The following is an 18754-nucleotide window of genomic DNA, read 5'->3' as shown; positions in this document are numbered from 1 at the left end:
ACAATGAGTTATACTTTAAATTGAGATACACATTGTGTATCTCAATTTTCCTAATCTATGTACTTATTTTACAACAACTATAATGAACGATAACCAAATGGATTCTAATTTTTTAATAATCGTTAATACGTAATAATAGGGATATACGAAAAATCTATAAAATAATAGAATTTGCGAAAAATATTAAGTTAAAAGCAGAATGCTCTCCCCTATTTGAAATGTATATGCTGTCCCATTCCGGTTAAGTTATACAATATTGAATGAAATTTTCTGAAGCACCTAGTGCACGGTATATAACTACCTGCCGATGGTTGTATCCTAAGTAGGTTTCCAGTTCCGTACATTGTTCATTAATTTTATCCTCTATATTAACTTCAAGTCCTTTATACCCCTTAATAATAGCTTTTAAGTTATTAATAATTTCACCGCCTTTACCTCTAAATCTTTCCAATAGATCTAGATGCTCATAATGATTTTTAATTAGATTAAACACATCATCAGTCACATCGTCAGGCTGCTCTAAATAGAACCTTGGCATCCAATTGGCTTCAAATCTTACTTTAAGATAATGTGATTTGGGTAAGTCATCTATAAACAAGTTTAAAAATAAATGTGAGCCATTATCATCAACAAATTTGTCTGATTTTTTTCTATTACAATCAGTGCAACATGGAAATAAGTTTTTAGGGTGGACAGAATACTCTGGAAATTCTGTCTGACCTAGTACATGATCCATTGAGTCAACATCATTTATAGTGCAATTTTGACAAGTATTAAAAATATGTTCCCTATGATGAGGGTGTTTAGTAAGCGTATTTTTTAAGGCCTTAATTTTTTTATTTCTATAATTATATAAAGATTTTAAATTAGCTTTATCATTCTCACTGTATGGCATGCTCTGCATTAAAGCTAGCGAGTCCATATCAAATGCATCATCGTAATCTTCAAAGTAATGTGATTGAGTATCAGAAATTACAGCAAGCTCTTCTTTAAAATCTGGATTTGCCTCTGTATTCCTTTTAGACTTAACAATATCTTTGTAGAAAGAAAAAGAGTCTTCTTCATAAGCTCTAATTTTTAGCATTATCTTCAACCAAAACCTGAAGGTACAATCGTACGTTTAAACTTAGCGGTAAATTATCTTCTTTTAATATTCCCAGAACTTTATCGTATGTTTTATAACGCCTTACTAGCTTTTTCATCGTTGTTTCATAAAATTTAGGGATTGATCTATTACCAAAAACTTCCTCCGTAATTACTGAGAGGTTTTCCCCAAACGATTCAACGCCAATTTTATTCACCGAGGGGACACTTTCTTCCCGCGAGATAACTAAAACGTCTCGAGAAAACATCTCTTGGATAATTATTGGAGAGTGCGTAGCAATAACGCAATAAGATTCAAATTCATTAATAAGCTCTGCTATACCGTTCATAAGTTGACTAATAGCATTTGGGTGAAGGTGAGTTTCAGGCTCATCAAATAACAGTAAACTATCAAGTCTAATATTCGCTACGATTTCAGAAACTACAAAAAGAACAATAGATTGACCTGAACTTAGTGACTCTCTCGCTTTACTAAATCCATGCGCATCAAAGTAAAGTTTGTCACTACCTACAGGATCAAGTTTAATAAATAGATCTATCAACTCGGCTTCTAAAAAATTAGATATAACTTTTTTCCACTTTTCTAATCGGCCAAGCGTAGATATTTTTTTCCACGTATTATGGAATTTTTGCAACTGACCTTTCTTACTTCTGAGATCGCCTTTTTCATCCCTTAAACCACAATAAATATAATTAAAATTTGATGTCTTTTTTGGTAATTCAAAATTATCAAATGTGCTATAAGAGACAGCTATGATTTTACTATAAATTGGCTTGTGGGGGCTTAAAAGCTTGCTTTTTTCCTTTGCTATTTCTAAAGGTAAAGTGGTAAGTAATTGTGTTTTCCCAGCACCATTTTTGCCTATCAAGGCAATCATTCTTTTAGGCAAGACGCTGTCTGTCGAAAAGTGAAAAGGAACATCAATAAATGAATCGGCATATTTAGGGCAAAATTTATATGTAAAGGAATATAAGTTATTTAAATCAGCACCATAAATCATTGGCTTTGCTATTCTATGTATCCTTTCAGCCTCATCATCTCTAGTTAAAGACTGTTTAAACACATTTGTGTTTTCAAACTCCTCTGAAATTTCAGTAAAAAAAGCCGCATCCCTTAATGAGTAAAGCACTGATGAAATTGCTTTCCCAAAAATTTTATTTAAGTTCTTATAATAATCTTCATCTTGTCCAAGTGAAACGAATTCTTCATCTAAAGAAAGGAACTCAGACGGTAGAGCTTGTATTGTATAGTTATTTTTATTACTAGCTATTTTAACAAACCCCAAATTTACTTTTTCGTTGTTATTAAAAAGAACTAATCCAAACGAAGTTTCATGTGAATAGTCATTCCAATTATCTGCTATTAGAAGAAAATATTTACTTGGCTTTTCATTATCTACTTCTAAATTATTAACATAACGACTTATGGGCATGCTTGGATATGAAACCACATAAAAAGGAATCTTATTTACTGGGACATCACTTGGTCTGTCTAGAGTATCTTTATCCATTAACTCGAAAACAGGGTAATCACCTTCATAACTTATAGTAGCAAGGGTTAGATCTTCACTTTCTAAAATACCGTTAATTTTCTCAATAAAATAGTAAGTCTGCTCGGGAGAGGTTTGATACTTTGGCAGTAAAAAAATTTCTAAGAATTTTATAAACTTAGTTTCGTCATCAACAAGCTTTAAACGTTGCTCAAATAATTCATGATAATCCCAATCATCATTATTGATTGTATGCTGAATTATGTCACCCTCAGCATTTTTAAATCTGCTGTCCTCAGACGGCATAGACTTTAGCTCCCATATCTCATTTAAGAATGGAATAAACCCTTCATCCCTGTTATTAGCAAAATCAAAAGACCCTTCTTTAGCAATAATTAAATCTAGTATTATTTTTCTAATTGATAAATTCATTACCTAGCTGTTCCCTCTAACTTTAGATACATATAACCATAAAAAGTTATATTCCTTGGTTTACTTTAAAACTCTGCGCTTGCTCAAATATTTCTTTATAAACTTCATCGCGGCTAATTGGCGGGTACTTAAATTTAGCGAGTATTAAAATCAGCTCTACCTTGAGCGATGATTTAATATCGTCGCGGTTATTCCAATCTACAAATTTTACCTTGTCGTCTACAATTACTTTTACCGCTTGGGCCAGCTCAATTAGCTTATCTTCTGGGTAGTCAAAGTCGTATTTTACTGCGAGTGCTTTTAATGCGTCGTAAAAGCCTTTTTCTTCAATATCAATGCCTAGCTCGTCGCCGGCGTTCATTTCGTCGCGTACGCTGTAAATCATATCAACCATGCTTTCTGAAAATTCATCAAGTACGCTACTTACCAGTACGTCATCTTCTTTTCGCTCGTTGTAGCGCTGTACCAGCGATTCAAAGCGTTTAGTAAAGTCGATACCTTGGGTTTGGTTTACTTTTTTAAGCTCGCCTATGGCTTTGGCTAGCATTTGTTGCAGTATTTTTATTTTGGTATTGGGGAGTTTTATTTTTTCTATTTTGGCGATGTAGTCGTCATTAAAAATGTCGATTTCGCCGCCGTCTTCATTGCCGAGTTTAAATACCTCTTCTACACCGTCGCTTTGCAGGGCTTCGCTTATCATTTCACGAACTTTGGCGTTCATTTGCGCAGTATCGGGCGCTTCGCCTTTAGTTAGCTTGTAAATAATCGAGCGAATGGCAAGGTAAAAGTGAATATGGTTACGCTCGTTTTCGTTTATTTTTTCACTACCGCAACATACATCGTAAGCGGCTTTTAAGCGTTTAACTAAATCCATAAAGCGCTTTTGGCGTTTTTCGGTAATTAGCGCAAACTCTGCTGCGTGGTTTAAACAATTCCGACTTGTGTTTTTTTTGCGGCTTTTTTAGTTGCAGGCTTTTTTGATGCAGCGTCCATGTGGTCTCTCTTTGCAAGAATATCAATATAAATTATTAGCTTATCATACCGCAAAGGTCGTGATTTTTTGAGTGTTAATTAATAATAAATTGGTATTTAAGTATTTAGATATGCGTCAATTTAAAATACTAGGTATCGCTGCATGCTTAGTAAATAAATCATACTTAATTAGTTGTTGAGCATGATTTATTTTAAGCGGTTGTACGTAATTGATTATTAACTGTTATTGGCTGTTAAATTACTTACTATTTTATCAAGTAACTTAACAGAGTTTGATACATATATTTCATCAGCTTCGTCAACTTTTTCTAAATAGCTCTCAGTGAGTCTAAGCCAGTTCCTGAACGATTTTATTTCATTGGTATTAAGCAACTCTATTAATGCCTCGTGATGCATATCATTCATTGCCATATAACTAGGATTAGAATTAAAACCAGATTCTTTCTCAAGCTTCATCGCTAATGACGTTTGATTAACTTTATAAAGCGCGGCTGCAATCTTCTGCTTACCAAAATTAGTGATATGTTTACGCTCTGGTAGTACAAAATAGAGTAAATCATATATCTTCGAGTTTAATTTTTTATTATTTTTATCTTCTTTTTTGGCTAAAGCTGCTAAGTAATAAATTTTGCCAATTAATTCATTAGCTTCGTGGTAGCTTATGTTTTTATTTTTGCTTTTAATTAACTCATAGGCCGCACTTTGATTCAATTTTTTCAAATCAAAAATGTCTAAGATTATTGGGTGTTTATATGCTAGCTCATTAATGTGCTCTAGATTAGAATGAACTCTGCCGGCTGCGTGTTCGGTTTTATGGTAAAGAGAAAGCTCGTTTTTTATATTATCTATAATTGTTAAATAAGCTTTTTGAAATTTATCATTTGCGTCAAAGTGTGTTAGATAACAATCTAGTGCTTCATCATAATGATAAGGCTTATCGTTAGTTGTTGTTGCATCTTCTTTTTCTTCTATTATGGCATCTAACGTTGCTGAACATAAATCAGCTTTAAATGCTGGGTTATATTTAGCAAATAATTTAGTAAATTTTTTTGTTCCGTATTTTCCGTAAAATTTATTTTCAAAAAGTTGCCTCAACTCATTTGGAATGGTTAGCTCATTAACAAGGTAACCCTCTGCTATTGCTAGTGATAATTTTTCATTATACGTTTTGTAGTCGCTGTTTTCTTTTAGTAAGCGCACAGCGTCTTGGTCTTTAAAATTGCTCAGCTGTAGGTGTAAGATATATTCTTTTGCCTTATTAACACCAATAACTTTGCTTGCAATACGATTAAAACTTTTTCGATCATTTCTTTCTGCATACGCGTTTAAAAGTCCCCCAAGTGTTTTTAGATGTAACTTTGGCTCGGCTTGATTAATGTCGTTAAGCTTTGCTTCTAAAAGAAGGTATGGATTAACTTTAACAGATTCGACAAATTCTAATTCTTTTAGTCTCGCTCTAAATTGCTTTAAGTTGTGCTGGCCTATGAAACCAGAATTAAGCATTTCAAATACAATATTTGTCTCAACATAATCGTTATTTAATGTATCAATATTAGACTTTATTTTATCGCCAAGTATTGTTTGGTTTTTTGAGTCCAGAGTGCCGTCGTTAAACTGATTGAGCATCAAAATTGTTTTTGAATAGACTGTCTTGGCTCTTTCTTCTGGTGAATCTGTGCATGCAGTTAACACAAGCAGAAAAAATAGTGAGGTAAGAATTTTTTTCATTATTTTATAGTCCTTTATTTTGGTAACTAAATCACTTTAGTTTTGGTAGGTACCTAATAATTTATTAGTTTAATAAATTAGCAATTTTTTTCTTCCAACAACTCAATGAGCTTACGCTTACCTTCGTCATCAAGCTTTTCGATTAAACATGCCAGAGTTGCGCTTTCTTCTGATTCACAAAAAAAGTAATTTACGGGAACGTTTAGCTCGGACGCTAGCTTTTTTAAAGTAGTTAAGTCGGGCATATGGCGACCTGTTTCGTAATGGTTCATTCTGCCACTGGCAGAGCTTGGGTCCATCCCCATTTTAATACCTAACTCTTTTTGGCTTATTTTCATTCGCTTTCGAGCCTCTTTAAGACGCTCTGTAAAAAAGGATTTAACCTGCACCGTTGCTTCATCTTGGTAACTCTTACATTTAAATGATTGTCTAGTTTTTACATGAGCATGTATACTTAGGAATCCTAAGTTTATGGTGAGTGGTAAAGTTTAGCAATGAGTAAAAAAGCGAATATGAATGTATTTTTACATTTTCTTTTGGTAATCAAACAGATGGATAACTTCACTGTAACGCAAGCGAAAGACGCTTTATTACATGAACAATCAGCGTTTACTGATGCGGTGGAAACCCGAAAGTTTATATACCGTCAATTAACTCGTAATGTTGAAAAAGGACTATTAAAGCGAACCAATAAATTAAACAATGGAGTTAAAGAAGTTATTTACTCAAAAACGGAGTTATTTTTAAATTTAGCAATTGTGCCTAATTCTAGAGGAAGTAGAGCAAAAAAAATTTATATTCCTAACAATAACTCTACCAACGCCACAGCTGAAAATCTTGAAATTACTGAGTACCAAGAAGAGCTTAAAAAAGACTTACTAACATATGAAATTGATTTAAATACCGTGCTTGAAGAAGCTAAAGAGTACAAACGCCTTACTACGCGTTACCCTAAACTACATGAACAATTGCAACTGCATCACACTCAGGCTAAGGAAAGATCGATTAAATTACTTGGCAAAATAAATGCTTTGCAGACTTTACTGGGTAATAAAATAACAGAAAAACAGCCATGTTAAGGGCTTGGCAAACTGCCTGCTTATCGGTAGTTAAAAAACATTACTCTCAAAACCATAAACACTTTTTTTGTTTAGCTACACCAGGGGCTGGTAAAAGCGTATTGGCGGCAGAAGTTGCTGCTTATTTATTTGATACAAAGCAAATAGACTTTGTGATTTGTTTTTCACCCTCTAGTGAGGTTGCAAATGGCATTAGAAAGACGTTTGCTAAACGTTTAAATTGTAATTTTGACGGTATTATTGGCTCAGTTGGTTGCTCGTATACTTATCAAAACATGCGCTTTTTTAATGACGACTACTGGAAACTATTAAAGAACAACCGCGTGTTAGTGGTGTTTGATGAAATACACCATTGCGCAGGTTCAAGCATTGAGGATGCCAATGTATGGGGGCAAGATATTGTTAAAAATATTCAACAGCAGGCTGCTTTCACGTTAGCTTTAACAGGCACACCTTGGCGCTCTGACCTTCTCCCTATCGCGCTGGCAACTTATAGCGACCCTGATAATAAAATTCAGTGCAATTACACTTACTCGCTGCAACAGGCCGTAAATGATGGCGTTTGTCGCAATCCTAAAATTGTTTTAATTGATAATGAAGAAATTTCGGTAACAACAGCAAAACAGGAAACTAAAACCTATAATTCATTAAAGTCTTTGCTAAAAGATCCATCGATTTCCTACCAAGATCTAATTAAGCACGAAGCTGTAATCAATTACATTGTTGCTCAAGGGGTAAGTAAACTTGCCACTATTAGGCAGCAGAATAGCAATGCCGCAGGGTTAATTGTTGCCTCTTCTGTTGAGCATGCAGAGCAAATAGTGACTGTACTAACCGACCTTTTTCATCAATCAGCAACCATAGTTACTTACAAAGAAAGCGATGCCGCCGATAGAATCAGTCATTTTCGCTTTAGCAACACGCAATGGATTGTAAGCGTTGGCATGGTGTCGGAAGGTACTGACATACCAAGGCTACAGGTATGCTGCCATTTGAGTAGAGTTAAAACCGAGCTTTATTTTAGGCAGGTGCTTGGCCGTATATTAAGAGTAAATAGCTCGCCCAACCAAGAAGCTTGGTTATTCACCCTAGCCGAAGAAACACTAAGCACTTTTGCAAATAGAATTGACCAAGAGCTACCCGACACTTGTGTACTAATAAGAAATAACGCCATAGCGAATGAATATTTTAGAACAGAGACTCATAAAAAAGCAAACTACCCTCAGCCAGATAATCAGGTTAATACTGAGGTTGATGATTTATTATTTTCATGGGGCAAAAATGGAGCAAATCAGCTGCAAACAGATCCTCAGGAGGCAAGCTTTTTACAGGCCTTTGGCGGGTTTAGAGAGCGGGTGATAGAGACGTTTTTAGTAAGTTAATTTGAAGTAATTCACATCAGTTCAGAGAGTTTTAATTATTAGGCTTAGGTTTCATCTGGCAGGCCGCTATGAGCGAGCAGCAGACGGTCGAGTAAACTCGTTTTTGGACAAAAATGAGTTAGAGCCGAAGGACGGCTCTGTGCCATTTGCAGACAGTGGTAACGCCTGTGTAAGCAGCGGAAGCAGTTGACTAAAGAAGCAGTTGACTAAAATTAGTGAAAAAAAGCAGCCATCTGTTCACCGTCTACTCTTAATACGCTGGTTATAAATCTAACTTAGCTACACACATACTCTACCCAAACCCGATGGCGGTGAGCGAATGCTTGGGATCCCTTCTGTTATCGACAGAGTGATCCAACAAGCTATTGCTCAAGTGATTAGCCCTTACTTTGAGCCTCTATTTTCACCACATAGTTATGGTTATCGCCCTCATAAAAGAGCCAGCCAAGCAGTAAATCATGTTCAATCTTGTGTTAAACAAGGTTATAAAACAGCAGTTGATATTGACTTGTCTAAGTTCTTTGATGAAGTAAACCATGACATGCTGATGAATCGTGTTGGTCGTAAAGTCAAAGACAAAGCACTCATGCGCCTACTTGGTAAATACCTCCGAGCGGGGATCGCAGAGCGCGAAACGGGTCTGTGGTTTGAGTCAACCAAAGGAGTCCCTCAAGGTGGGCCATTATCCCCTTTACTTTCCAATATTTTACTCGATGAATTAGATAAGAAGCTAACCTACAAACACCTTAAGTTTGCACGTTACGCTGATGACATAATCATTTTAGTAAAAACGAAAAGCGAAGGACTCATAATCCAACGGGAAATTACTGCGTTTATCACTCAGCGATTAAAACTCAAAGTGAATGAATCGAAAAGTCGAGTCGGTCCCGTATCAGGCTCGAAATTTCTCGGGTTTACCTTCCGTTACGCTCAAGTGCAGATCCACGAACAGGCGCTAAAGAAATTTAAAGCAAATGTAAGAGAACTCACTAACCGCAACTGGGGGATCTCAATGACCCTACAAATTCATAAACTGACGCAATACTTACGCGGATGGGGATACTATTACCTAATAGCCAATGCTTATCAATTAACGGTGGATTTAGATCACTGGATCCGTCGCAGGATAAGAATGTGCTACTGGCGACAATGGCGTAAACCACGCACTAAAGTACGCAGTTTAATGAAATTGGGTGTTAGCGAGCGACTCGCCATAGCCTGTGGTATCACCAGTAAAGGCCCTTGTAGAAGCTCAAAAACAAAAGGAATTAACATTGCGCTAGGTAATGACTATTTAGCATCACAAGGTTTAGTGTCATTGAAAGATATTTGGATCAATATTCATTACGGGAGATGAACCGCCCATTGCGGACCCGCATGATGGGTGGTGTGGGGGCTGGAGGTTAGAGACCTCCGGTCTACCCGATTATATGCCGTATTTATGCTAAGATATCAACCTTCCCATTTAACTGTTTACCGTCAAGATCTTTAAATTTACTTAAAACACCTGATAAAAAGTCAGTATTCTCACCAATGCTTTTTTTAAAATCTATAGATTTTTCAACTTGCCCAATTAAGTCTACTTTGATTTTACCTATTTTTTCGGGATCATTATTATATTGTTCAAGTACATTTAATGGTATAAATGGCACTACATCAAGTAAAGCACTTTCCCCTGATTTAATTAATGTATTAATTTCATCAATTGATATGTTTCTCATATCAATCTTTGTAGTTTGTGAATTATTTTGGTTTATGTTTTTTTCTACAGCAATAGATTCAGTCGGCATTTTATTGCCGCTAGCTGCTGTCGTAATGGAATAGTTTTGCCCTACATTTAAAATATTCATATTAATTCCTCATGTATTAATAGATATTTGATATTAATGCAAAAGGTGCACCATGTTAGATATTATACTAATGACTATTTTAGGCATATAACATTTTAGTATTTATGCGACACGCTGTTTGTGTTGCATAATCGCTTGTTGGACTGAGCCGCTACCTGCTCGGTGTGTCAGAGTTGGTGTTGTTTATGCTATGGGAATTTGCTTTTTGGAGGCTCTCACTTTTCTAGCTGATTTAATCAGCTTAGCTAGTGTTATGTAAGCTTTCCCTGCATTGCTCAGCGCTTATTATGTATTCATTACACCTAAATTTGCCTTAATAAGCAATTATATTTTTTACACGTACAGAGGCCGCTAGCCTGAGCAGTTAAGCAGGTTAACTAATTGATTTTAAGCAGCTACCTAGCTGCTAACTCGTTCGCTCTACTTTGGTCCTTGTTTCATATAACTGGAATACGCCAATTAACCGCAAGATACCTGCCTTACAATGCTGGCAAGGCCAATGCGGTATCAGTGTTACGTTTTCTGTCTTTAGCTTCTCCACTTTACCTCTGTGTGATTCTTGTGAGCTTATTAATGCTAACTTTCGCTTGCGACACGCATTAGCTAAAAAGCCATAGTGGCGAATGCGCATAAACCCTTTGGGCAATACATGTTGTAAGTAGCGCCGTAAAAATTCATCACAACTCAGAGTCATGACTTTATCGCGGTTGTTATCTGCATAATCACGGTATTTAAAGCTCACTGTTTCTTCAGTCGCTGACACTAATCGCGATTCTGACATCACGCCTTTTAGGGTATAACGAGCAAGGTAACTAACTAGCTTTTCACTGTACGTTAAACAGGCTTTGCTATACACGCACCATTTGGTTGGCGTGCTTACCTTCGCGAATGAACTATCGCATTCATTGAGCGCCGTCCAATCTTTTGCGACTCCCCACAGCTATCACATTGCCATGCTTGATAACCGAGCTGACCCGTTCTGCATGATTGAAGGTGCTGACACACGCGCAGTTGTTGATAACTCACCGTATGATGTTGGCGATAACTCTCAAGGCTTGAGTTTAAAATATCAGCGAGGTGTAAGGCGTTCATTGTTTACTCCAGCTCGCAAGCAAATCAATGCCGCCATGACCTAACTCTGGTAACCAATGTAAGTAACTTTGTGTGGTTTTAATATCACTGTGGCCAAGCTGATGTTGCAGTTGATGAAGTGGCATACCTGATTCAAGTTGGTGTGTTGCATAAGCATGGCGTAAAGTATGTGGATTACAGTGCTTTAAGCCACACGCTTGTGCATGTTTTCTCAATGGCTTCCTGAAGGTTGATGCTGACATAGGTTTATCCATTAATAACCGTGAATAGAACATCCAACCTGTTGGGTGATACATTTTCCAATAACAACGTAATTGAGCCAGCACGCTATCTGATACAACCACATATCGTGATTTATCCCCTTTACCTTGTTCAATTAAAATAGTTTTACGCTGTCCATCGATATCTTGCACTTTAATGCGTAGCAGTTCATTAATACGTAAGCCACACCCATAGCACACCATAATCAATGTTTTTAAGCGCATATCGGTGCAACTTTCTATAAGCCGTCGCATGTCATCGCGCGATAAATACGTGGGTGCGCGAAGTTTTACTTTTGGCAGTACAATATCTAAGTTAAGTGGCCGATGTAAAATATTCTTAAACAAGAACCAAATACTGTTTATCTGTATTTTTTGGCTTGCTCTAGAAAGTTTACGAATCGCAGGATCGTTAAAAAAGGCGTTAAGTTCCTCATCAGTAATCGAATCGAGCGGTTTATTAAAATAATGACTGAGTTTTAGTAAATGTTCACAGTAGCTTTTACATGTACTTTGCGAATAACCACGATAGGCTATTTCAGTTTTGACTTGTTCAATGAGTGTATTCATGACTTACCTCCAAGTTATGGGATAACCCCAAGGTAAGTGTGGCTCAAATGATAAGAATAGGATCTCCGCGTAGCGGCTTAGTTCAACAATTTTATAGTGCGCTCACCGCGCATATTTATACCAGCGCTGTGCTCACTTTTCTATTTTATATAGTTTTAACAAATAACCTAAGGTATTACTATAACTATGTTTTCTAAAGTTTTTAGGTAAAGTTAAATAGAACAATATGCGCTCAGCGCTCATTTTCATGAATATATGCGCAAAGAGCAGTTTAACCAATCTATTAACGACGATGTTTAGCCAGTCTCAATGACCGGTTATCGCTCAAAGCCGTCCTATAAAGTAATTACTTTAACACGTTTGGGGCAAAAGCTTGTTAGAACAAAAGGCAGACTGCGACAAATAGCATCGAAAAGTTTCGAACTTTATTGTCCTCCGATATGATAGTTACCCACATAAGGAATGTCTTTCATTACTGGCTTCTTCTTATCAACTCATTTTGACGTAATATTGCTAAGGTATCAGACGGTGTAACTTTCCATGCGTCCGACAATCTGCGTAAAGTAAAAACCCCTAATTCAAGTCTATCATCGGGTGATAAAAAGTGATGTAAGTGTCGGCCAGCGACTGAAATAGTGACAGCAGCCCCCTGTGCACCATTATTATAAACTGCCATCCCTTTGTTTTTATTCTCGCCATGAAATGAAGCTTTTACTTCGCTTTTCAAGCCAAATAACACGCCGCACAACCCGGTTAACTCGCTTTTAGTCAACTGAATTATCGTTTTAGGGGATGGGCACAAAACCCCTACTGGCATGTCTGGGAAAAGTTGATTCACGCTCAGCAATACCCAAGGAAATGACGCTAACGGCACTTGAATATTCTGACTTAATGGGCATACCCAATGCGCGAAGAGACCTCTACAAAGCTGCTGACAGCTTATTTGACGGTAAGCGTCTAGCGAACCACACCTAGCATCGATGTTCTGATTATCTAAAAATACCTGCTCAATGATAAATTCGGAGCAGGTGATGAAAACTTACAGAACAAGCGCACAGTGGCAGCAGCTTTTGCTGCAACGCAGTACGTTTAGTGGTACTAATATTGAATTCTGCCAACACCATAATGTCGCTATTACGACTTATTATAAACAACGTGCTTTACTGGCAAAAGACCAGCCTAATTCCACCTTGCCAGTGCACACGCAGTGCCTTACATCATCACGTTTTGTCCAGGTAAAACAAACTACTGAAGTCTGCGCGCAAACTCGTCAAAATACGCTGCAGTTTGATACGCTAACCGGCCAACTCACGTTTCCTATCGATTTAGCGACGGCCGATATCGTTGCCATTATTAAAGGGCTAACGGTATGAGGATGTTCGTTGATGTACCCACCGTCTATTTATGTGTCGATGCCGTTGATTTTCGAAAATCAATTAATGGTCTGGCGGCGTTGGTGGAAGCAGAGCTTGAACTACCCGTGCTCAGTGGTGCGCTATTTGTGTTTTGTAATAAAGGCCGTGACAAACTCAAACTGCTTTACTGGGATAACACCGGTTTTGCACTGTGGTATAAGCGATTAGATAAGCATAAGTTCAAATGGCCCAAACTCATGTCACCCACCATGACCTTAAGCGAGCAGCAATTACACTGGTTATTATCGGGTTATGATGTGATTGGACACAGTAAAATTGATGTCGCAGGTAAGAAAATGCTTTAATATTTGCGATCGATTGATGATCATCAAAGTGAGTTCAGTTAGCACTGCAAAGCCTTTGAGGATGCCTTAAAATAGGCGTCATGAAAAATGAACTCGCCCTTAAACAGCGCATTGCTGAACTTGAAAAACTGTTAGCGCAGAAGGATGCCCAGATTGCGGCATTGGAAGAGCGCTGGAGCTTGGCCCAACAAAAACAATTCGGCAAAAGTGCTGAAGGCTTTGCCGGGCAAGGCGAGTTATTCAATGAAGTGGAAGAAATTGTTGAGGAAGTTGAGGCAGAGCAACAATCCATTAGCTATACCCGTAAAAAGCCGGTGCGTAAGCCACTGCCAAAAGACTTACCTCGTGAGCAGGTTATTCACGACATCATCGACAAAACCTGTGATTGCTGTGGCGGTGAGCTACATAGAATGGGTGAAGATAAGTCAGAAAAGCTTGAGTTCATACCCGCTAAAATCAAAGTGATTGAGCATATTAGGCCTAAATACGCCTGCCGTCACTGTGATAAATCCTCAACTCAGACACAGATTAAACAAGCCTCAATGCCTGCCATGCCCATCAACAAAGGCATTGCAACCAGCAGTTTGCTCAGTCAGCTTATCACCAGTAAATACCAATACGGGTTACCGCTGTATCGCCAGGAAGCGATGTTTAAGCAATACGGTATTGAACTCAGTCGACAGACCATGAGCAGCTGGATAGACAAATCAGCCACACTCTTCGCGCCATTAGTTGAACGGCTTAAAGCCGAGCTGTTAAGGCAACCCACGCTGTTTGCCGATGAAACGCCATTAAAGGTGGTGAAATCGGACAAAGTAAACAGTTACATGTGGGTGTATTGCTCGGGTCGAGATTCACCAGACCCGAATAATCCTATCCCTAATATCGTACTTTACGACTTCCACAATAGTCGCGCGGCCGCCTGCGTGGTCAATTATCTTGATGGATATCAAGGGTACTTGCACGTGGATGGCTATCAAGCCTATGCCAGAACAGAGGCAACCTTAATCGGCTGCTGGGCGCATGCTCGTCGTAAATTTATCGACGCGAAAAAGCTACAAGGTAAAAACAAAACCGGCAAAGTGGATGTGGTATTGAGCCTTATCCAAAAACTGTACGGCGTTGAGTCACGCATCAAAGATAAAAGTGTGGATGACAAATATACGGCAAGACAAGAGGTTAGCCTGCCTATTCTTAGCAAGCTAAAAATATGGCTTGAGCAGGATCAGCCAAATTTAGTGGGGAACAGCAAACTGATAGAGGCAGCTAATTACCTGGCAAATCAATGGCACAAGCTCATACGCTATGTTGATGATGGCCGACTTAGCATCGATAATAATAGAGCAGAACGCGCGGTAAAACCGTTTGTGATAGGCCGAAAGAATTGGTTATTTAGCCAAACGGCTAACGGTGCCCATGCTAGTGCCACCCTTTACAGCATTGTGGAAACCGCCAAGATAAATGGTCTAATCCCATTTAATTACATCTGTGCTTGCCTTGATGAACTGTGCCAGCCTGAGCCCGATATCGACAGCTTGTTACCCTGGAATTTTAAAACATAGGTGTAGTTCGCTAGACGCTCACATTTGACGCAGTGATCATACTGAAAGATGAGCATGAAGAAGTGAAACTCAGGTGGATTCAAAAAGGCGTAAAAAAATTAAAAGGTGAAGGCGCTGTTGTTATTACATGGACAGATGAAGTTCTTAAGTATATCAGTAGTTTACAAAATAGGTTTACCACATACAAGCTGAGACATATCGCTGAGTTACAATCATCTCACTCAATACGCTTGTATGAGCTACTCATGAAGTTTAGCAGCACTGGTGAACGTGTTATCTATCTTGATGATTTCAAATCTGCGCTGGGAATTTCTGATAAGTATCCAACGTTTAAAGAGTTAAATAGACGAGTCATCAAGGCATCTGTTGATGAGTTAAACCAGAGAAGTGATTTAATAATCAGTTATGAAACAATAAAAAAAGGCCGCTCGGTCGCAGCCCTCTCATTTGAATTTAAAAAAAGTGCTCAATTAAAAATGGACTTGTAAAATCTAAAATTAATATTTTCTACGATTTATAGAAAAAGTAACTTCAGCTTCTCCAGTGTTAAGGTTAAAAGAATCTAATTTACCTGAGCAAATAGCCTTATCTCTATACGATCCACCCTCATTCTCAGCAATTACTTTTTGAGGTAACATTTTACCACTTCGATAATCTTTCATGATAACAAAGCGAAAGTGACAACGAGGAGCTACTGAACTATCACTAAATTTATATTCAAAATCTACTAAGCGAACTACATCAGGGTAATTACTAAATACATAAAATCGGTCAGCTGAATTAGCACTAAGAGTCTCTAATGGCTCTGGTGAATACGTGGATGTTTGAACGTCTTTACTCGTTAATGAGACATCATAATCTTTAGAGTCATTCTCAACATTAACTTTTATATTTGCTACTGCAGAAGAGCTTATAACTAAAGCTGATGTAAACAATATTTTTTTTAACATAAACTAATCCTTTATATTTTGTTGTGATAATAACTTCCTGATTCATAAGAAGTCATAAAGGACAGTACACCACTATCATTCTTTTTAACAGCTAAATTAGGTACAGAATTATTCTCTTTATCTATTTCTATTACCTGCCCTATCCGACCTGAATTTAATCCTAATTGCTTTCCTAACTGCTCCATTTCTTGTTGCATTTTAGGAAGAATTTCTGTTTTTAATTGCTCAGCTGCTTGAGCATATCGTTCTCTTTCTTCTGGAGATTCAGCATTTTTAGCTCGTTGCTCAAACTCTGCAATACCTTCTTTTGCTCCCTTAACATCGCCAACTCTACCGTTATAACCAAAAAATACATCCATAAAATTATTAGATACCTGCATAGCGCTTTCTCCTTGTGTATATAGACTAAAGTTTAGAACAAATAGTGAGCATTTGACAGTGTGAAATAACGTTGCACTTTACGACTATTTTTTCTTCGACACCCACACTGGTAATTCTAAATTATTCCCTTCAGCGAGCCACTTTTCGAGTGCCTCTTTTTTGTCTGCAGGAGCGTGCTCTTCCCCTTCCAAATTAGCATAAATCTGACGTGTTTTTTCACTTTCTAAATCTGCATTAATTGCATCGCATAATTGCGTAATATCATCTTTTTTCGGCGTCATTTTTTCGCTCCTTTTTGCACCCGATTTAGGGGGTGCACGAACCACAATTTTAGCGTAGCGACCTCGTAATTAAATTTGAAACTATCAAAAAGGGCCGCTCTGTTGCAGCCCTCTCTTTTGAATTTAAAAAGAGCGCCCAATTGAAAATGGATGTTTAAAAGGGGTTAAAGGGGAACCCCCTTTGCACGCGATTGTGAAAAATTACGAAGTAATTTGTCGACAGTCGACGGCGTGCCTATCATTGCTCTCTATTCCAATATTCCAATATTCCATTTTAATATTAATTATTTAGAATCTTTATTTAACTTCATTCCACTAAGTTAAAACGCTTTGATATATCAGATAACTTTGAAAACCACTACAAAGTATATTTTAGAAATGAATCCACTTAAAAGCGGCACCCTTATTGCTTGATTTATATACTCAAAACTAATAAAAGGATGTTCACCATGATAATCGGTAATCAAACAGCTATTTACAGTCAATATCAAGAAGTTCAGCAACCTAAAATGCCTCCAAAAGACGGCAGTGAATTGCCATCGAGTGCAAAAGTAACGAAAGAAGAGCCCAAAGGCCTCGATATGAGAAACATATCAAGTGGAGAAATTAGGGATTTAGCTAAAGCGACAGGTGATGATCGTGTTTGGCAATTTATACCTTTTGAAAAATTCGAATTTGATGGTAGTACTTTAAAAGGTGTGGAAAACAAAGATTACTTAGGGTTTTTAGAAAGAAGAATTGAGTATAAAAATAGTATTGGTGAACCTACGACAAACTATGAAGAAATTCTATCGGCACTTAAAAGCTACCAAGGATATATATTACCACCTAAAATAGATGTGAGAGCGTAATTCAAGTATGGCCTCACATCTACATCTATTCTTTTTATATAATCATTATAGAATCACTCCAATAACCGAAAGGAGAAGCTGTTGAACTTGAAGACACTGTAAATTGACCATTTTGAGGACCATAAAAATCGAAATAATAAAGAAATCCAGTTACTGTCTCTCCGGGTGAGCAGGTATGAACATCAACATTTAAAACAATCTAAAATAAAAGCTTAAGTTTTATAAAATTATGTCGATAAAAGAAAACGACATATGAAAAAGGATTTTTATGAAAATCAGCACCAATCTACTACCTACTCTATTTGAAAGTAAAATATCTATTTTTACAAACAGTGATGATGAAAAAATAAAAAGCTTTTCTACTAAAACAAGCGAAAGTGGCTTAAAAATTAATATAAACACAACTCACCTTGATCCTAAAGTTAAAGAAAAAAAAGACAATAATGCTTTTGATTCATCATTAATTGAGGGAAGTGCATATGAAAAAGTATTTAAAAAAGAAGAGCTCAACTTTTCTAATATGAGTATAAAAGAACTTCATAGTATTGTTAAAAATGTGAATGAAATGGAACGAGAATACACACAAAAATACGATAGTGATGAACCAGTTAGATTAGGTAAGTCAGGAAACCCCATAATATCCAAAAAAAGAGAAGATATGAATAGTTTAGAGTCTAAACTTAGGATCCTTTCTTATGGTGGAGGGGATGTAGATCCTGATAAAAAAATTAATGTTATGGAGTATTTTTCTAATAGTTCAGAGAAATTAGATGGACTTGCTAAAGAATATCCTGAACGTCAGACTTATCAAGTAAGAGCCTCTTACATGAAAGAAATAATTAATACGTTTGATAAATTTATATCAGACGATACTTTTGATTTATATCAAGAAAAGGCTGCTTTATTGTTAACCGACAAAAAGAAAGTCGATGTTTTTATTTGAAAAAAGCCTAGAACATAGCAAAACAGCTAACAGCTTATTGAACACCATTTTGGTGGTTTATAACACACCGAAACGGCGTATATTAC

The 18754-nt window shown here is 37.0% G+C and carries 21 protein-coding genes and 2 pseudogenes; 9 read left to right on the top strand and 14 right to left on the bottom strand.

The genetic code is table 11. The annotated features are described in order from the left end of the window. Positions 1–241 precede the first annotated feature (241 nt). From CIK86_RS17080 to CIK86_RS17060, 5 genes and pseudogenes are all read right to left on the bottom strand, one after another. Positions 242–1084 (bottom strand): hypothetical protein, encoded by an 843-nt coding sequence (locus CIK86_RS17080; RefSeq protein WP_086998550.1) that lies wholly within the window; start codon positions 1082–1084, stop codon positions 242–244. Further along, a complete protein-coding gene (locus CIK86_RS17075) occupies positions 1071–3026 on the bottom strand; it encodes an AAA family ATPase (RefSeq protein WP_086998553.1) in 1956 nt (651 codons plus the stop codon). The genes CIK86_RS17080 and CIK86_RS17075 overlap by 14 nt, the downstream gene beginning before the upstream one ends. A gap of 46 nt (positions 3027–3072) precedes the next feature. Continuing rightward, positions 3073–3966, bottom strand: a pseudogene (locus CIK86_RS17070) (DUF3387 domain-containing protein); the annotation flags it as partial. A gap of 269 nt (positions 3967–4235) precedes the next feature. Continuing rightward, positions 4236–5747: a hypothetical protein gene (locus CIK86_RS17065; RefSeq protein ID WP_086996274.1), complete on the bottom strand. Its 1512-nt coding sequence runs from the start codon at positions 5745–5747 to the stop codon at positions 4236–4238. A 77-nt stretch (positions 5748–5824) separates the two neighbouring features. Continuing rightward, positions 5825–6136: a helix-turn-helix transcriptional regulator gene (locus CIK86_RS17060; RefSeq protein ID WP_254910737.1), complete on the bottom strand. Its 312-nt coding sequence runs from the start codon at positions 6134–6136 to the stop codon at positions 5825–5827. Positions 6137–6241: 105 nt separating this feature from the next. On the opposite strand from CIK86_RS17060, the gene CIK86_RS17055 reads away from it, so the two are divergent. From CIK86_RS17055 to ltrA, 3 genes and pseudogenes are all read left to right on the top strand, one after another. Continuing rightward, a complete protein-coding gene (locus tag CIK86_RS17055; RefSeq protein ID WP_086996280.1) occupies positions 6242–6826 on the top strand; it encodes a hypothetical protein in 585 nt (194 codons plus the stop codon). Next, positions 6820–8208 carry a DEAD/DEAH box helicase family protein gene (locus CIK86_RS17050; protein WP_086996283.1) on the top strand — a complete coding sequence of 463 codons (1389 nt, stop codon included), beginning with the start codon at positions 6820–6822 and terminating at the stop codon, positions 8206–8208. The genes CIK86_RS17055 and CIK86_RS17050 overlap by 7 nt, the downstream gene beginning before the upstream one ends. Positions 8209–8500: 292 nt before the next feature. After that, a pseudogene (gene ltrA, locus CIK86_RS17045) lies at positions 8501–9565 on the top strand (group II intron reverse transcriptase/maturase); the annotation flags it as partial. Positions 9566–9647: 82 nt separating this feature from the next. On the opposite strand, the gene CIK86_RS17040 reads toward ltrA, so the two are convergent. The 5 genes from CIK86_RS17040 to CIK86_RS17025 all read right to left on the bottom strand — a co-directional run bounded on the left by CIK86_RS17040 (position 9648) and on the right by CIK86_RS17025 (position 12818). Then, the gene (locus tag CIK86_RS17040; protein ID WP_086994520.1) at positions 9648–10058 is read right to left on the bottom strand and encodes a hypothetical protein; all 411 of its coding nucleotides are present in this window, start codon (positions 10056–10058) and stop codon (positions 9648–9650) included. Positions 10059–10464: 406 nt separating this feature from the next. Next, complete coding sequence (locus tag CIK86_RS17035; RefSeq protein WP_254910716.1) at positions 10465–10914, bottom strand: transposase; 450 nt, start codon at positions 10912–10914, stop codon at positions 10465–10467. A 20-nt stretch (positions 10915–10934) separates the two neighbouring features. Further along, complete coding sequence (locus CIK86_RS19425) at positions 10935–11150, bottom strand: transposase zinc-binding domain-containing protein (protein WP_254910717.1); 216 nt, start codon at positions 11148–11150, stop codon at positions 10935–10937. After that, entirely contained in the window at positions 11147–11980 is an 834-nt protein-coding gene (locus CIK86_RS17030) for a tyrosine-type recombinase/integrase (protein WP_063528612.1), read from the bottom strand. Before CIK86_RS17030 ends, CIK86_RS19425 begins: the two co-directional genes overlap by 4 nt. A gap of 472 nt (positions 11981–12452) precedes the next feature. Further along, on the bottom strand, positions 12453–12818 hold the full coding sequence (locus CIK86_RS17025; RefSeq protein WP_257010474.1) for a hypothetical protein: 366 nt from the start codon (positions 12816–12818) through the stop codon (positions 12453–12455). 193 nt (positions 12819–13011) lie between these two features. Between CIK86_RS17025 and CIK86_RS17015 the strand changes: the two genes are divergently transcribed. The 4 genes from CIK86_RS17015 to CIK86_RS17000 all read left to right on the top strand — a co-directional run bounded on the left by CIK86_RS17015 (position 13012) and on the right by CIK86_RS17000 (position 15750). Beyond that, the gene (locus tag CIK86_RS17015; protein WP_024591408.1) at positions 13012–13353 is read left to right on the top strand and encodes a hypothetical protein; all 342 of its coding nucleotides are present in this window, start codon (positions 13012–13014) and stop codon (positions 13351–13353) included. Continuing rightward, the gene (tnpB, locus tag CIK86_RS17010; protein ID WP_086996409.1) at positions 13350–13700 is read left to right on the top strand and encodes an IS66 family insertion sequence element accessory protein TnpB; all 351 of its coding nucleotides are present in this window, start codon (positions 13350–13352) and stop codon (positions 13698–13700) included. Before CIK86_RS17015 ends, tnpB begins: the two co-directional genes overlap by 4 nt. Before the next feature lie 80 nt (positions 13701–13780). Beyond that, on the top strand, positions 13781–15262 hold the full coding sequence (locus CIK86_RS17005) for an IS66 family transposase (RefSeq protein ID WP_008467384.1): 1482 nt from the start codon (positions 13781–13783) through the stop codon (positions 15260–15262). Between the two features lie 32 nt (positions 15263–15294). After that, positions 15295–15750, top strand: a complete 456-nt coding sequence (locus CIK86_RS17000) for a replication initiation protein (protein ID WP_096317112.1) — start codon at positions 15295–15297, stop codon at positions 15748–15750. A gap of 9 nt (positions 15751–15759) precedes the next feature. Here the strand turns inward: CIK86_RS17000 and CIK86_RS16995 are convergent, their stop codons facing one another. The 3 genes from CIK86_RS16995 to CIK86_RS16985 all read right to left on the bottom strand — a co-directional run bounded on the left by CIK86_RS16995 (position 15760) and on the right by CIK86_RS16985 (position 16874). Continuing rightward, positions 15760–16212 carry a hypothetical protein gene (locus CIK86_RS16995; protein WP_086993879.1) on the bottom strand — a complete coding sequence of 151 codons (453 nt, stop codon included), beginning with the start codon at positions 16210–16212 and terminating at the stop codon, positions 15760–15762. An 11-nt stretch (positions 16213–16223) separates the two neighbouring features. Further along, positions 16224–16592, bottom strand: coding sequence for a hypothetical protein (locus tag CIK86_RS16990; protein ID WP_086993876.1), 369 nt, complete (start codon positions 16590–16592; stop codon positions 16224–16226). Positions 16593–16676: 84 nt separating this feature from the next. Further along, on the bottom strand, positions 16677–16874 hold the full coding sequence (locus CIK86_RS16985) for a hypothetical protein (protein ID WP_086993873.1): 198 nt from the start codon (positions 16872–16874) through the stop codon (positions 16677–16679). 449 nt (positions 16875–17323) lie between these two features. Between CIK86_RS16985 and CIK86_RS16980 the strand changes: the two genes are divergently transcribed. Beyond that, the gene (locus CIK86_RS16980) at positions 17324–17725 is read left to right on the top strand and encodes a hypothetical protein (protein WP_086993870.1); all 402 of its coding nucleotides are present in this window, start codon (positions 17324–17326) and stop codon (positions 17723–17725) included. A 34-nt stretch (positions 17726–17759) separates the two neighbouring features. Here CIK86_RS16980 and CIK86_RS16975 read toward each other — a convergent pair whose 3' ends face one another. After that, on the bottom strand, positions 17760–17924 hold the full coding sequence (locus CIK86_RS16975; protein ID WP_086993882.1) for a DUF4879 domain-containing protein: 165 nt from the start codon (positions 17922–17924) through the stop codon (positions 17760–17762). 69 nt (positions 17925–17993) lie between these two features. On the opposite strand from CIK86_RS16975, the gene CIK86_RS16970 reads away from it, so the two are divergent. Continuing rightward, positions 17994–18668 (top strand): hypothetical protein, encoded by a 675-nt coding sequence (locus CIK86_RS16970; protein ID WP_013463096.1) that lies wholly within the window; start codon positions 17994–17996, stop codon positions 18666–18668. Positions 18669–18754 lie beyond the last annotated feature (86 nt).

The sequence above is a fragment of the Pseudoalteromonas sp. JB197 genome (assembly GCF_002332205.1).
GTDB classification, from domain to species: domain Bacteria; phylum Pseudomonadota; class Gammaproteobacteria; order Enterobacterales; family Alteromonadaceae; genus Pseudoalteromonas; species Pseudoalteromonas nigrifaciens.
This window is presented reverse-complemented; position numbering and strand designations above follow the sequence as displayed.

Excerpts from the sequence above, each read along its gene's own strand:
- CIK86_RS17080 (WP_086998550.1), bottom strand. The coding sequence starts at position 1,084 with ATGCTAAAAATTAGAGCTTATGAAGAAGACTCTTTTTCTTTCTACAAA.
- CIK86_RS17075 (WP_086998553.1), bottom strand. The coding sequence starts at position 3,026 with ATGAATTTATCAATTAGAAAAATAATACTAGATTTAATTATTGCTAAA.
- CIK86_RS17065 (WP_086996274.1), bottom strand. The coding sequence starts at position 5,747 with ATGAAAAAAATTCTTACCTCACTATTTTTTCTGCTTGTGTTAACTGCA.
- CIK86_RS17055 (WP_086996280.1), top strand. The coding sequence starts at position 6,242 with ATGAGTAAAAAAGCGAATATGAATGTATTTTTACATTTTCTTTTGGTA.
- CIK86_RS17050 (WP_086996283.1), top strand. The coding sequence starts at position 6,820 with ATGTTAAGGGCTTGGCAAACTGCCTGCTTATCGGTAGTTAAAAAACAT.
- CIK86_RS17040 (WP_086994520.1), bottom strand. The coding sequence starts at position 10,058 with ATGAATATTTTAAATGTAGGGCAAAACTATTCCATTACGACAGCAGCT.
- CIK86_RS19425 (WP_254910717.1), bottom strand. The coding sequence starts at position 11,150 with ATGAACGCCTTACACCTCGCTGATATTTTAAACTCAAGCCTTGAGAGT.
- CIK86_RS17030 (WP_063528612.1), bottom strand. The coding sequence starts at position 11,980 with ATGAATACACTCATTGAACAAGTCAAAACTGAAATAGCCTATCGTGGT.
- CIK86_RS17015 (WP_024591408.1), top strand. The coding sequence starts at position 13,012 with ATGAAAACTTACAGAACAAGCGCACAGTGGCAGCAGCTTTTGCTGCAA.
- tnpB (WP_086996409.1), top strand. The coding sequence starts at position 13,350 with ATGAGGATGTTCGTTGATGTACCCACCGTCTATTTATGTGTCGATGCC.
- CIK86_RS17005 (WP_008467384.1), top strand. The coding sequence starts at position 13,781 with ATGAAAAATGAACTCGCCCTTAAACAGCGCATTGCTGAACTTGAAAAA.
- CIK86_RS16995 (WP_086993879.1), bottom strand. The coding sequence starts at position 16,212 with ATGTTAAAAAAAATATTGTTTACATCAGCTTTAGTTATAAGCTCTTCT.
- CIK86_RS16990 (WP_086993876.1), bottom strand. The coding sequence starts at position 16,592 with ATGCAGGTATCTAATAATTTTATGGATGTATTTTTTGGTTATAACGGT.
- CIK86_RS16985 (WP_086993873.1), bottom strand. The coding sequence starts at position 16,874 with ATGACGCCGAAAAAAGATGATATTACGCAATTATGCGATGCAATTAAT.
- CIK86_RS16980 (WP_086993870.1), top strand. The coding sequence starts at position 17,324 with ATGATAATCGGTAATCAAACAGCTATTTACAGTCAATATCAAGAAGTT.
- CIK86_RS16970 (WP_013463096.1), top strand. The coding sequence starts at position 17,994 with ATGAAAATCAGCACCAATCTACTACCTACTCTATTTGAAAGTAAAATA.